This window comes from Pseudomonas tumuqii (assembly GCF_013184545.1).
GTDB lineage: Bacteria > Pseudomonadota > Gammaproteobacteria > Pseudomonadales > Pseudomonadaceae > Aquipseudomonas > Aquipseudomonas tumuqii.
This window is the reverse complement of the sequence record NZ_JAAOJA010000016.1, coordinates 31191-43270: the sequence shown is the minus strand read 5'-3', so window position 1 is coordinate 43270 and position 12080 is coordinate 31191. Positions and strand designations below refer to the sequence as shown.

General features: G+C 65.7%; 10 protein-coding genes and 2 pseudogenes. 5 read left to right on the top strand and 7 right to left on the bottom strand.

Annotated features, from left to right (window positions below; all coding sequences use genetic code 11):
• Nucleotides 1-244: 244 nt before the first annotated feature.
• The 5 genes from G9C89_RS21905 (at nucleotide 245) to G9C89_RS21885 (ending at nucleotide 4566) form a co-directional block, all read left to right on the top strand.
• Entirely contained in the window at nucleotides 245-805 is a 561-nt protein-coding gene (locus tag G9C89_RS21905) for a dimethylamine monooxygenase subunit DmmA family protein (RefSeq protein ID WP_172152207.1), read from the top strand.
• Nucleotides 802-1746, top strand: a complete 945-nt coding sequence (locus G9C89_RS21900) for a PDR/VanB family oxidoreductase (protein WP_172152205.1) — start codon at nucleotides 802-804, stop codon at nucleotides 1744-1746. Before G9C89_RS21905 ends, G9C89_RS21900 begins: the two co-directional genes overlap by 4 nt.
• Before the next feature lie 9 nt (nucleotides 1747-1755).
• A complete protein-coding gene (locus G9C89_RS21895; protein WP_172152203.1) occupies nucleotides 1756-2781 on the top strand; it encodes a heme-dependent oxidative N-demethylase family protein in 1026 nt (341 codons plus the stop codon).
• A gap of 57 nt (nucleotides 2782-2838) precedes the next feature.
• Nucleotides 2839-3972: an aminomethyltransferase family protein gene (locus tag G9C89_RS21890; protein WP_172152201.1), complete on the top strand. Its 1134-nt coding sequence runs from the start codon at nucleotides 2839-2841 to the stop codon at nucleotides 3970-3972.
• A gap of 246 nt (nucleotides 3973-4218) precedes the next feature.
• Nucleotides 4219-4566, top strand: coding sequence for a DMT family transporter (locus tag G9C89_RS21885; protein ID WP_172152199.1), 348 nt, complete (start codon nucleotides 4219-4221; stop codon nucleotides 4564-4566).
• Between the two features lie 79 nt (nucleotides 4567-4645).
• Here the strand turns inward: G9C89_RS21885 and G9C89_RS21880 are convergent, their stop codons facing one another.
• From G9C89_RS21880 to G9C89_RS21855, 7 genes and pseudogenes are all read right to left on the bottom strand, one after another.
• Nucleotides 4646-5299, bottom strand: coding sequence for a B3/B4 domain-containing protein (locus G9C89_RS21880; protein WP_172152197.1), 654 nt, complete (start codon nucleotides 5297-5299; stop codon nucleotides 4646-4648).
• A 47-nt stretch (nucleotides 5300-5346) separates the two neighbouring features.
• A complete protein-coding gene (locus tag G9C89_RS21875; RefSeq protein ID WP_172152195.1) occupies nucleotides 5347-5520 on the bottom strand; it encodes a hypothetical protein in 174 nt (57 codons plus the stop codon).
• A 54-nt stretch (nucleotides 5521-5574) separates the two neighbouring features.
• Nucleotides 5575-6951 carry an ammonium transporter gene (locus tag G9C89_RS21870; protein ID WP_172152193.1) on the bottom strand — a complete coding sequence of 459 codons (1377 nt, stop codon included), beginning with the start codon at nucleotides 6949-6951 and terminating at the stop codon, nucleotides 5575-5577.
• Nucleotides 6952-7215: 264 nt separating this feature from the next.
• Nucleotides 7216-7485: pseudogene (locus G9C89_RS25420) on the bottom strand (methyl-accepting chemotaxis protein); the annotation flags it as partial.
• Nucleotides 7468-8133: pseudogene (locus tag G9C89_RS21865) on the bottom strand (PAS domain-containing protein); the annotation flags it as partial. The pseudogenes G9C89_RS25420 and G9C89_RS21865, both read right to left, overlap by 18 nt.
• A 135-nt stretch (nucleotides 8134-8268) precedes the next feature.
• Nucleotides 8269-10614 carry a DUF1989 domain-containing protein gene (locus tag G9C89_RS21860; protein ID WP_172152180.1) on the bottom strand — a complete coding sequence of 782 codons (2346 nt, stop codon included), beginning with the start codon at nucleotides 10612-10614 and terminating at the stop codon, nucleotides 8269-8271.
• 54 nt (nucleotides 10615-10668) lie between these two features.
• Nucleotides 10669-12039 (bottom strand): NAD(P)-binding domain-containing protein, encoded by a 1371-nt coding sequence (locus G9C89_RS21855; RefSeq protein WP_172152178.1) that lies wholly within the window; start codon nucleotides 12037-12039, stop codon nucleotides 10669-10671.
• Between the last annotated feature and the right edge of the window lie 41 nt (nucleotides 12040-12080).

Here is a 12080-nt window from a genome sequence, read left to right as displayed (position 1 = left end):
TGCGCCGTTACGGCGCGGCACCCGGTGGCGTGAGCGGCTTTTGTGCAGGGTTTTGCCGCGGTGGTGCGCGCTACAACGCGCTACGCAGTAGTCTTTAAAAAGAACCCTTGTAAATCAGCCAGTTAAAAATTTATGGCACATTCCATGCTTTCTTTTAAGGAACAAATTGTTCCTGTTGGGAATTAATCGACAGGAAAATTGCTTCTCCATCGATGAATTGGCGCGTTGCACAGGAGGCTTTTTCATGAGTACGCAAGCGGTGCATCCGCTGTTCAGTACACCGGTCTACCAACGCCTGCCGCATGAGCTGCCGGCGACTCGGCGGCTGCTGGTCAGCCAATCCCTCGAACAGGCGGCGGTCGATGCACTGCTCGCTGCCTTGCAGGCCCACGCCGAACCCTTGCAGGTGCTGGCGCTGGGCGACAGTTGCGGGGCAGGCGAGGGACGTGAGCTGTTCGCCGCGCAGGCGCCACTCGAGCAGCGCCTGCGCGCGCTGCTGCGCGCCGCGCCAGTCGGCACCCGCCTGTACCTGTGCGGCGATGAGTCGTTCATCTGGCAGTGCTGCGAGGTCGCACGCCAGGCCGGGCTGCAGGGCGAGGAGGTCGAGCTGTTCCGCCTCGGCGCGCGGCGCCGGCTGTACTGCGTGCACTGTTTCAGCCTGCAGGACATCGCCGCTGACGCCGAGGTGGCCTGCGCGTGCTGCGGCGTGCGCTTGCTGGTGCGTGCGCATTTTTCCCAGCGACTCGGCGCCTACATGGGCGTTTGCGTCGATCCAAACAACCTGCGTGGGGAGGCTCGGCCATGAGCGCAGCGATTGAAGTGCGGGTTGCCGCCGTGCGCCAGCTGACGCCGGTGGTGCGCGAGTTCACCTTCGAGGCGGTGCAGGGGCAGTTGCCCGGTTTCTCCTCCGGCAGCCATGTGGTGGTGCATATGCCGCTCGGCGAGCGCAGCCTGCGCAACGCCTATTCGTTGCTCGGCGACCCGGCCGACCGCCAGCGCTACCGCATCGCCGTGCGCCTGCAGGACGAGTCGCGCGGCGGCTCGCGTTTCATGCACGAGCAGGTCAAGGTGGGCGATCGCCTGCAGCTGTCGCCGCCGGCCAACCTGTTCGCGCCCAGTTCGCAGGCGCGTCACCACCTGTTGTTTGCCGGCGGTATCGGCATCACCCCGTTCCTTTCCTATTTGCCGGAACTGCAGGGGCGCGCCGCCAGCTTCAGCCTGCACTACGCGTTCCGCGGCGGTCTCACCGATGCTTACCTGGACAACCTGCAAGCCAGCCTGGGGGCGCGACTGCACAGCTATGACGCCGAGGCCGGCAGCTTTCTCGACCTCGCTGCGCTGCTCGGCGACCAGCCACTGGGCACCCACGTTTATGTCTGCGGCCCGCAGAGCCTGATTGCCGCGGTGCGCGAGCAGGCGGCGCAACTCGGCTGGCCGGCCAGCCGGGTGCACTGGGAGGTGTTCGCCGCGCCCGAGCCTGGCCAGCCATTCGTCGTGCAGCTGGCGCGCAGTGGCCGGGCGATTGAGGTGGGCGGCGATTTCAGCCTGCTCGAAGCCCTCGAACAGGCCGGCGTCGAAGTGCCCAGCCTGTGTCGCGGCGGCGTCTGCGGCCAATGCGCCACCGCGTACCTGGACGGCGCGGTGGAGCACCGTGACGCCTTCCTGTCCGCTGCCGAGCGCAGCACCACCCTCATGCCCTGTGTCTCGCGTGGCCGTTGCGGCAGCGCGCTGTTGCTCGACCTCTAGGAGTTCGCCATGCCTGTCACCTTCAAGCCGCTGGAAAGCTACCGCGACGATTTCAGCTACCGCAACAGTGCGCAGGCGATTCGCCGCTTTCCCTTTCCGTTCCCCGAAGACAGCTACATGTACTCGGTGAATATCGAGCCGGCCACGCCGCGTGAACCGGGCTCGATCTTCGCCCACTGGTTCGACATCGACGAGCACTACCTGTCCGAGATGGCCGAGCGCGGCATCGTGCTGGAGAAGGACCCCGAGCGTTGCCTGGTGATGCCGCACATGGCGCCGGCCGCCTGGGACACCCTGGAAATGCTGATGGAGCACCTGGCCGCCGACTACCCCGAGCACTTCGAATTGCAGCGCGATGGCGACCAGTGGCGGTGGGTCAACCGCCCGCTGGGTATCGAGCAGCGCTTCACCTTCGGCGATCCGGCGAGCCTGCCGTGCGAGCCGCTGGAGTACATCACCCGCCAGGCGCAGGGCGATTTCGCCCTGCTCGATCAGCGCGACGGCAACCTGTTCATGGACGCCGGCATGGTCACCTGCCCGGCCGACTGGTCGATCAAGTTCGACGCCGGCATGAGCTTCACCCAGTGGCATGCGCCGGTGCCCATGGCCCATCAGCTGGGGGTGTTCGAACGGGCGCTGAAGTACCTGCTGAACATTCAGGTCGATCACCCGGTACGCCGCCTGAACTGGACCATGACCGTCAATCCGCGCATGGACACCTCATCGGAAACCTTCCACGAGTGGGGTCACGAGCGCAGCCAGGTCACCGCGGCAAATGTCGCGCGCATGGTCCATCTGCGTGTCGAGCTGCAGTTCATGCCGCGCCTGCCGCGCAGCAACGCGCTGCTGTTTGGCATCCGCACCTACCTGATCAGCCTCGAGGAACTGGCCAGCAATCCGGCCTGGGCCTGCCGCCTGCATCGCGTGCTGCGCGACCTGCCCGATGCCATCACCGACTACAAGGGCCTGACCCTCTACCGGCAGACCGTGGTCGACTGGCTCAGCCAGTACGACCCCGAAGTCGTCGCCGCCTGATTCGTCTGGCGCGCGGCCAGCGGGCGGCGCGCCTCCACACTGTCAAAGGAGAACTACATGGCCAATTCCTGGCGCATTTCCGCCCTTGCCGAACGGCATCGGGCACTGGGTTCCAAGCTCGAAGACTGGAACGGCATGGGCACCGCCTGGACCTACACCGCGGTCGACCTGGCCGACGCCCATGAGGCGATCCGCACCCGCGCCGGCCTGATGGACGTGTCCGGTCTGCGCAAGGTGCACTATGTCGGCCCGCATGCCGAGTCCCTGCTGGAGTACGCCACCAGCCGCGATATCTCCAAGGTCTATCCGGGCAAGTCGGTGTACGCCACCCTGCTCAACGAGGCCGGCAAGTTCGTCGACGACTGCGTGATCTACCGCACCGGGCCGAACGCCTTCATGGTGGTGCACGGTGCCGGCAATGGCTACGAGCTGCTGGTGCGCTGGGCCCAGGGCCGGCAGGTGGCGGTGCTGTTCGACGACGACCTGCACGACCTGTCGCTGCAAGGCCCGCTGGCGGTGGATTTCCTCGCCGAGCATGTGCCGGGGATTCGCGACCTGGCTTATTTCCATCATGTGCAGACCAGGCTGTTCGGCTGCCCGGTGATGATTTCGCGCACCGGCTATACCGGCGAGCGCGGCTATGAAATCTTCTGCAAGGCCGCCGATGCGCCGCTGATCTGGGACCGCATTCTCGACCAGGGCAAGGCGCTGGGCATCATCCCCTGCGCGTTCACCGCGCTGGACTGGCTGCGGGTGGAAAGCTCGCTGCTGTTCTTCCCCTACGACAACTCGGAGAAGTACCCCTTCGCCGATCAGCCGGCCGGCGACACCCTGTGGGAGCTGGGCCTGGACTTCACCGTGTCGCCGACCAAGAGCGAGTTCCGCGGCGGCCTGGAGCATGCACGGCTGAAGGGCAAGGAGCGCTTGAGGATTTTCGGCGTCCTGCTCGACGGCGATCAGGCCGCCGCCGAGGGCGATAGCCTGTGGGCCGACGGCAAGCAGGTGGGAGTGATCACCTGCGCCATGTACTCGCGCCTGACCGGCAAATCCATGGCCATTGCGCGCCTGGATGTGCCCTACGCCGAGCAGGGTTGCGCGCTACAGGTGCAAGGCAGCCTGCAGGTCGGCGCGATCGCCCACACGCTGCCGTTCGATGATCCAGAGAAAACCAAGCGCACCGCCAAGGGTTGATGGCTTGGGAAAAACGCTCGCCTATGGCGGCCGCCTCCTGGTGCTCGCATTTGGCAGACGGTTTTTTCTAGCCTGGATGCAATCCGGGGGAAGTCTGCAGGCTGAAAAACCGCTCCCGGATTGCATCCGGGCTACGCGCGGGGCACCTGGCTTACGACAAGCACCCAGAGATGGCCATTCAATTGATGGGTGCGCTGCCGTCATGGCCGGCGCATTGCTGTGCACAGGTATTACTCGGGAGTCGTCATGTTCAGTGGATTCAGCAGCGGTTGGGGATTTCTGCTTTGCGCCGGCATCAGCGAGATTTGCTATGCCGCGATCATTCCGCGCACGCAAGGCTTCACCCGGCTGTGGCCGAGCCTGTACTGCGCGGTGTTCATCATCATCAGCCTGTATCTGCTGTCGCTGGCCATGCGCACGCTGCCGGTGGGCACCGCCTATGCGGTGTGGGTGGGGATAGGCGCGCTGGGTACGGCGATCTATGGCATCGCCGTGCTCAACGAGCCGGCGCATCTGGCACGGCTGGGCTGCCTGGCTCTGATCGTCGGCGGGGTCATCGGTCTCAAGCTGGTGAGTGTCAGCACGCCGGTCTAGGCGCACCAGTCTTTAGCTAGCACACAGGCGCCCCACGCGGGCGCTTTCGGCGTGGCTGAGCATGCCGGCGGGCCTGGGTTCAGGCCACGCGGCTGAGGTTGCTGGCGCAGCAGTGCAGCAAGTCGGCCTTGAGTTCATCGGCCACCTGGCGCAGGTACTCAGGCGCGGTGCCCGGGTGGCCCTGGACGATGAACAGCGCGGTGGTGCTGTCCGGGGTCAGGGCGGTGGCGGCGCACTGGCGGTATTCCATGCGGCAGAGCACCTGGCCGCGGGCATCGATGTAGGCGTATTCGCCGTCGGGCAGTGCCTGGCTGGTGGCGCTGCCGAGGGCCTGGAATGGCTCGCTGGTCTGGCTCAGGGTCAGGCTGACCGGCAGTTGCAGGCGTTGCAGGTCATGGGCACCGATCGACAGGCCGGTGTTCAGCGACCATTGGTTGTAGAGGTCGACAATAGGCGCAATCGAGCGCAATGCACCCTTGCGCAGGTAATGGTCGAGCAGGGCCTGGGGCGACGCGGGAAAGCGCTTGGGCGAGCGGCCCATGCGCACGCGCAGGGCGTTGAAGCCCTCCATCTGGCGCAGGCTGTGCTGGATGTCGAAGAGGCCGCGCAGGCGCTTGAGGCTGTCCTTCAGGGCGCCGCTGTAGTGCCGGTTGCCGAGTGCGTGCAGGCTGAAGGCGATCGCCTGCAAGCCCAGGTCCGGCGGGGTGGCGAGACGAAATACGGGATTGAACATGGCGGTTTCCGGACGGGCCGGCACACGCGGGTGCCGGCCGGCTGAGGTCACTTCTTGGTCATGGGACTGTTGTAGCTGTGCTTCTCGTGGCGGATGGTGGCCCAGATGGCGACTACCGTCACGGCGACTGCTACCAGCAGGATCACGGCGAGTACGGCGGGTTTGTCGGCGTAGGTGTAGACGCTGCTGGCACCTTCCCAGCTGCTGATCGGACTGCTCATGGCATTTCTCCTAAGTAGCGCGCGCGGTGGCTTGAGCACCGCGCGCAAGGGGCATCAGATGGCTTTGACTTCGGCGACCACCACGGTCGCGCTGCTGCCCGAGTCGGTGCTGATGTAGGTGGTGCTGGCGCCGGTGAGCGCCCACTCCGGGTAGGCTTCGGCCGGTACTTCGGTCAGGTCCAGGCCGCGCTCTTCCGCGTGGGCCGGGACGCGCAGGAAGCCCGCTTGCTTCATCGCCAGGGAGATCAGGTAGCCGGGAATGAAGCCCAGCAGGGCCAGCACGACGGCGCCGCCCGCCTGGCCGAGGAAGTTCACCGGCGGCACGCCTTCAGCCATGTTCGGGTAGCCGGCCAGGAAGATCCCGCTGATCACGATGCCGGCGAAACCACCGAAGCCGTGCACGGCAAAGGCACCGACGGCATCGTCGATCTGCCGCTTGACCAGGAACTTGTGCACCAGCGGTGCGGCCGCGGCCACGCCCATGCCGATCACGTAGGCCAGCGGCGGGTAGTAGACGTCGAGGCCCGGGGCCACCGAGATGATGCCGATCAGGCCGCCGGACATCATCCAGAAGGGTTCGCGGGTGGTCAGGTAGGCACCGATCAAGCCACCGGCGAAGCCCATCAGGGTGTTGAAGGCGAAGGCCGAGAGGTTGGTCGGCTGGCCGTAGATGTTGGTCCACTGACCGCCGACGTTGTAGATGATGCAGCCGCCGAGGAAGCCGAAGAAGCCGACGATCACCAGCATCAGGCCGATCACGCTCATCGGCATGCTGTGGCCGACGATGGGGTTGGCGCTGCCGTCCGCGTTGAAGCGGCCGATGCGGGCACCGACGTTCATGACCACGCCGAGGGTGAAGAAACCGGCGATGGTGTGTACGCAACCGGCGGCGCCGACGTCATGGAAGCCCCACTCGGTGGTCAGCCAGCCGCTCGGGTGCCAGCTCCAGGCCGCGCCGAGGATCCACACGGCCGAGCCGAGGATGATTGCCAGGATAATGAATGCGCTCATGCGGGTCCGCTCGATCAGCGCACCGGACATGATCGAGGCCGTGGTGGCGGCGAACAGCGCGAACGCACCCCAGAAGATCCCGGTGGCGTTGTCTTCGACGTTCGGCCCCATGGCCCCGCTCCACGGCAGGCTTGCCGCGGCGGCGTCCATGTCGAGGGTGAAACCGGCGGCAAAGCCGTTGTAAATGAACCAGCCGAAAAAGAAGAAGGTGGGCACGATAAAGGCGAACGCGAGGATGTTCTTCACCCCGGCGGTCAGTACGTTTTTCAGGCGCGAGGCGCCGATCTCGTAAGAGAGGAAGCCGGCGTGGATGATCACCATCAGCGCGATACACCACCAATAGAAGATTTCCATATTGATGGTGCCGGACATCTGCACGAGCTTGTGCAGCTCTTCCAGCGTGGGAGTTGCCTGTTCCATTGCTAAGTCCTCGATGCAATTTTAGGAGTACGTTTTGTTCGGCAGATCGAGAGGTGAAGGCATGCCCTAAGGGCTTTTTTATTTACCGTGAGTTATAAAAAGTTCTCACTGGGAATTAGCAAGGCTTGTGCCATCTACAACTTTTCCAGCTGCAGCAACGGCTTGTCGCGCGCTTGGGGCAGATGTTCCCGGCAACGTTGCCCCGTTTTTGTTCGCTGCCGGCCGCGCGCGCCTGATCTTGGGTCGCGGGATTGCTCAATCGCGCTGCTGCAGCATGTTCTGGATCTGCTGCACCGATTCCTGGGTGCGCCGCGCCAGGTTGCGCACCTCATCGGCGACCACGGCGAAGCCACGGCCCTGCTCGCCGGCGCGGGCCGCCTCGATCGCCGCATTCAGCGCCAGCAGGTTGGTCTGCTCGGCGACGCCCTTGATCGCTCCGGCCACCTTGGCGATCTGCCCGTAGGTGTTCTGGATGCTGTGCTGCTCGCGTTCGCGCAGGGCGTCGGCAGCCTTCTCGTCGCTGATGTCGCGCACCGCACCGATCACCCTGACCAGCACGCCATTGGCATCGCGCAGGCAGCGGCCGCGCTCGCGGTACCAGGTTTCGCCGCGGGTCTTGTGGCGCATGCGGTACTCGACGACATAGGCCGGTTCGCCTTTGGCATCGGCGATGTAGTCGCCGAACACCTGCATGACGGTCTTCAGGTCGGTGGGGTTGACCACGGCGAAGAAGCTGTCCCAGCCATCGGCGAACTCCGCCTGGCTGTAGCCGATCAGGTGGCGGAACTGCTCGGACCAGCGGATCAGGTTGTTCGGGTGGTCGGCATCGCCATTGACCACGGTAAGATCCCAGCAGCCTTCGGTGAGGGTCTGCTTGGTCAGCTCCCAGGCCTGCTCGTCCTGCCGCCAGCTCAGCTGGCGGGCGACGTTGCTGGCCAGTTCGGCGTGGCACTGCTGCAGCTGCTCGTCCAGTTGCCGGGTTTGCCGCTCGGCCGTGGCCAGTCGCTGGAGCAGTTGCTGATAGTCCGCGGCGCTGCAGGGCGGCGGTGGCGTGGCCTGAACCTTGCGCTGCACATGCAGCTGTTCCTGCCAGCGCTGCGCCAACTGCTCGAAGCAGCCGAGCAGCTCGGGGTGGCGTTGCAGGTTGGGATGACTGCGGACTTGCGCCGGCTGTTCGGCCATCAGTTGGCGCAACAGCGTGCTGAGGTCGCTGGCCAGCTCCTTGGACTTGTCTCTGAACCACATTGGCCACTTCTCCTCGCTGCGGTGAGTACTGCGACAGATCGTTAGCAATTCTCCGGCCAAGCAGCCTTTCGATTAGCTGCGTACCCGGGTTTTCTCCGGGTCGTAGGCGACCGTGCTGCTGCCCACGGTCGCGCCGAGGCGTTTCTGCTGGCCGTCCAGCTTGCCGATTTCCACCCGGGTGCCGGGTTCGCAGTAGCCAATATCCAGCCGGCACAGGGCGATGTTCTGGCCCAGCAGGGGTGAGCGGGTGGCGCTGGTGATCACCCCGACCTGGGCGCGGCCGACGTGCACGCAATCGCCGTGGTGCGCCTGCTCGTTGCCATCCAGGCGCAGGCCGACCAGCTTGCGCTGCGGGTTGGCGCTGCGGCGCAGCAGGGCCTCGCGGCCGATGAAGTCATCCTGCTTGGATTTCAGCGGTACGCAGAAGCCGATGCCGGCCTCGAAGGGATCGGTCTGGTCGCAGAACTCATAGCCGGCGAAGACCAGTCCGGCCTCGATACGCAGGCTGTCCAGCGCCTCCAGCCCCAGTGGCACCAGGCCGAGCGGTTCGCCCAGTTGCCAGAGGCGGCTCCAGACCTGCGGCGCATCGTCCGGGTGGCACCAGATCTCGTAGCCCAGCTCGCCGGTGTAGCCGGTGCGCGAAACCATCAGCGGACAGCCGTTGTAGTCGTCGAGGCGACCGTTGAGGAAGCGGAACCAGCCCAGCTCGGTCAGCGCCGGCTGGGTGGCCGGGGTCCAGATCATCTGGCTCAGCAGTTCGCGGCTTTTCGGCCCCTGCACGGCGATGTTGTGGATCTGCTCGGAGGCCGACTTGATCCACACCTTCATGCCGAGTTTTGCCGCCTGCTCGCGCAGCCAGACGCCGGCGTAGTCCTCGCCGCAGATCCAGCGGAAGGCGTCCGCGCCGAGGCGCAGCAGGGTGCCGTCGTCGAGCATGCCGCCGTGCTCGTAGCACATCGCCGAGTAGACCACCTGGCCGACCGCCAGCTTGCGCACATCGCGGGTCAGGCAGTAGTTGAGCAGCGCCTCGGCGTCCGGGCCGAGCACCTCGAATTTGCGCAGGGCGGAGAGGTCCATCACCGCCACGCGCTCGCGGCAGCCGTGGTATTCCTCGATGGCGCCGAAGCCGTTGAAGTGGGTCGGCGTCCACCAGCCGCGGTAGTCGATGAAGTTGCCGGTAAGGGCCGAGGTGCCGGGATGAAAGGCGCTTTCGCGGGTCAAAACCGGGTCGGCATCGGGCGTTTTTCGGGTGGCCATGGCGATACTGAAACGCTCCTTTGCGCTGTACACACGGATGTGAATGTCGGTGGGTTGCCAGCCGTTGGCCGGGTCGATGTCGTCCGGGCACGAGCTGCTGGCGCAGACCAAATCGGTCATGGCGCGCATCAGCACGTAGTCGCCGGGGAGCGACCAGGGCTCGTCGAAGGTCAGCTGCTGCTGGGCATCGACGGCGGTATTGAAGAAGAAGTTGATCGCCGCCCAGCCGGGCCGTGGGGCGACGCCATGGCTGGCGAGGGCGCGGCTGAGGTTGTCGCTGCAGTTGGCGTGGCCGAAGTAGCCCTGGCTCTCGTAGTAGCGGGCGGCGCAGGCCAGGCCGAAGGTGTCGTGGCGGCCGACGGTGTCGCGCACCACCTCCAGCATCGGCTGCATGTGCCGGTCGAAGAACTTGCTGAACAGCCCCGGGCCCGGATAGGCGTTGCCATTCAGGGTGCGGGTGACGGTCGGATCGAGCTCGATCTCGCGCCCGTCATCCAGGCCACGCTGGTCCAGGGCGACGAAGTCCGAACACTGGCGGCCGGCGACGTCGAGAACCTGGATGTACTGGCCGGCGCTGACCCGGTAATCACGGGCCGTGCCGGGCTGCAGGGTGAATTCGTCGACCACCTCGCCGAGCGGCGCGGGCAGCGCTGGCGCCAGTACGCTGCGCGGGTTGGCGCGCTTGATCAGCAGTTGCAGTTCGCTGGCACGGGCCTGGCTGTCCACCGGGCTAGCGCCGCCGGGCGCGGCGACCAGCACCACCAGCGCGGCACTGGCGTCGAGTCTGCGGCTGTGCCCCGCGGGCGACTGCGCGGTCCAGAGGGTGGCGGCATCCGGCAGGTGACGGCAGTCGATGGCGTGGCGGCTCAGACCCAGGCGCATGTGCGCCGATTCGCTGCTGCCGTTGGCCAGCAGCGCGGCAATGAAGCGCGCGGCCGGATTGCCTCTCAGGCCGAGGGCACCCAGGGCGCTGCGGCCCTGGCTGTCGAAGGCCAGCAGCTCGGCATGTTGGTCGCCCTCTACGTCGATCACGTCCAGGTAATCGCCTGGCTCCAGGGCGATCACCGTTAGCCCGCCGGGGGCCACGCGGTGGCGTTCGAGTGCTGGCGCGCGGGCGAACAGCGCCGGCTCGCGCGGGCGGGAGGTCACGGGCAGGTTCATAGGCTCATCCTGTGCAGGGAGGTGCGCCGCGGCGCATGGGTCCGGGGCATCCGCTCAGCCCACGCTTTTCAGGACGGGTGCGGGTTGCGCTGCCAGGTAGGCCGCCAGCGAGTCGTCCAGCGCGTCCAGCCAGGGCGTGTGATGGGGCGCCGCCTGGGTGCCGGTCATCAGCGAGCGGTAGCACTTGTTGCGGTAGCCCATGATGTCTTCGTACTTGTCGTGCTTCCATTCGAGGAAGGTCTGGTTCACCGCGCCGATATCGAAGCTCGGGTAGTCGGTGGCGTCGATCAGTTGCTGGATGTAGGCGCCCTGGAACTCGAACATTTCCTGCGCGTTCTGCAGCTGGTCCTCGCGGGCGCGCCAGGCCTGGTCATCGGCCAGGCGCGCGGCTTGTTCCGGCAGGGCGATGCGGCCGAGGATCACGTCGCGGGCGAACCAGGCCTGGGCATCGAACATGTTGAAGCTGTACCACTGGTCCTGCATGCCGAGGTACAGCAGCTTGGGGTTGTTCTCCCAGAAAATGCCCTGGTACAGGTTGAGCGGCCACAGGCGGTTGTCGGTCTTCAGCCGCAGCGACTCGGGCAGGAAGGAGAAATGATGCTGGTAGCCGGTGCACAGAATGATCGCGTCGACGTGCTTGTGGCTGCCGTCGGCGAAGTAGGCGGTGTCGCCTTCGACCCGTTGCAGCAGCGGTTTCTCTTCCCAGTTGGCCGGCCATTTGTAGCCCATGGGCGCACTGCGGTAGCAGCTGGTGATCGAGCGCGCCCCGTACTTGTAGCACTGCGAACCGATGTCTTCGGCGGAGTAGCTGCTGCCGACCACCAGGACATCCTTGCCCTTGAATTCCAGCGCATCGCGAAAGTCATGGGCATGCAGCACGCGCCCGCCGAAGCTCTCGAAACCCTTGAAGTAGGGCACGTTCGGCGTGGAGAAATGGCCGCTGGCGCAGATCACGTAGTCGAAGTTTTCGCTATAGGTCAGGTCGCTGGCGTGGTCATGCACGGTGACGCTGAACAGGCCGCTGGCCTCGTCGAACTCGACCATCCGCACGGCGCTGTTGAAGCGGATGTACGGGCGTACGCCGGCCTTTTCCACCCGACCCTGGATGTAGTCCCAGAGCACTTCGCGCGGCGGGTAGGAGCCGATGGGGCGGCCGAAATGCTCGTCAAAGGTGTAGTCGGCGAATTCCAGGCACTCCTTCGGTCCGTTGGACCACAGGTAACGGTACATGCTGCCGTGTACCGGCTCGCCGTGCTCGTCCAGGCCGGTACGCCAGGTGTAGTTCCACATGCCGCCCCAGTCCGCCTGTTTCTCGAAGCACACCAGCTCGGGAATCTCCGCGCCTTTGGCGGCGGCGGACTGGAAGGCACGCAGTTGGGCCAGGCCGCAGGGGCCGGCGCCGATGATGGCAACGCGAGTGGACATGCTGGTTCTCCTCGAAGCTCTTGAAGGGGTTATGAGAAACA

Bases quoted from the DNA above. Each gene is read 5' to 3' on its own strand.
- G9C89_RS21905 (WP_172152207.1), top strand. From the start codon at position 245: ATGAGTACGCAAGCGGTGCATCCGCTGTTCAGTACACCGGTCTACCAA.
- G9C89_RS21900 (WP_172152205.1), top strand. From the start codon at position 802: ATGAGCGCAGCGATTGAAGTGCGGGTTGCCGCCGTGCGCCAGCTGACG.
- G9C89_RS21895 (WP_172152203.1), top strand. From the start codon at position 1,756: ATGCCTGTCACCTTCAAGCCGCTGGAAAGCTACCGCGACGATTTCAGC.
- G9C89_RS21890 (WP_172152201.1), top strand. From the start codon at position 2,839: ATGGCCAATTCCTGGCGCATTTCCGCCCTTGCCGAACGGCATCGGGCA.
- G9C89_RS21885 (WP_172152199.1), top strand. From the start codon at position 4,219: ATGTTCAGTGGATTCAGCAGCGGTTGGGGATTTCTGCTTTGCGCCGGC.
- G9C89_RS21880 (WP_172152197.1), bottom strand. From the start codon at position 5,299: ATGTTCAATCCCGTATTTCGTCTCGCCACCCCGCCGGACCTGGGCTTG.
- G9C89_RS21875 (WP_172152195.1), bottom strand. From the start codon at position 5,520: ATGAGCAGTCCGATCAGCAGCTGGGAAGGTGCCAGCAGCGTCTACACC.
- G9C89_RS21870 (WP_172152193.1), bottom strand. From the start codon at position 6,951: ATGGAACAGGCAACTCCCACGCTGGAAGAGCTGCACAAGCTCGTGCAG.
- G9C89_RS21860 (WP_172152180.1), bottom strand. From the start codon at position 10,614: ATGAACCTGCCCGTGACCTCCCGCCCGCGCGAGCCGGCGCTGTTCGCC.
- G9C89_RS21855 (WP_172152178.1), bottom strand. From the start codon at position 12,039: ATGTCCACTCGCGTTGCCATCATCGGCGCCGGCCCCTGCGGCCTGGCC.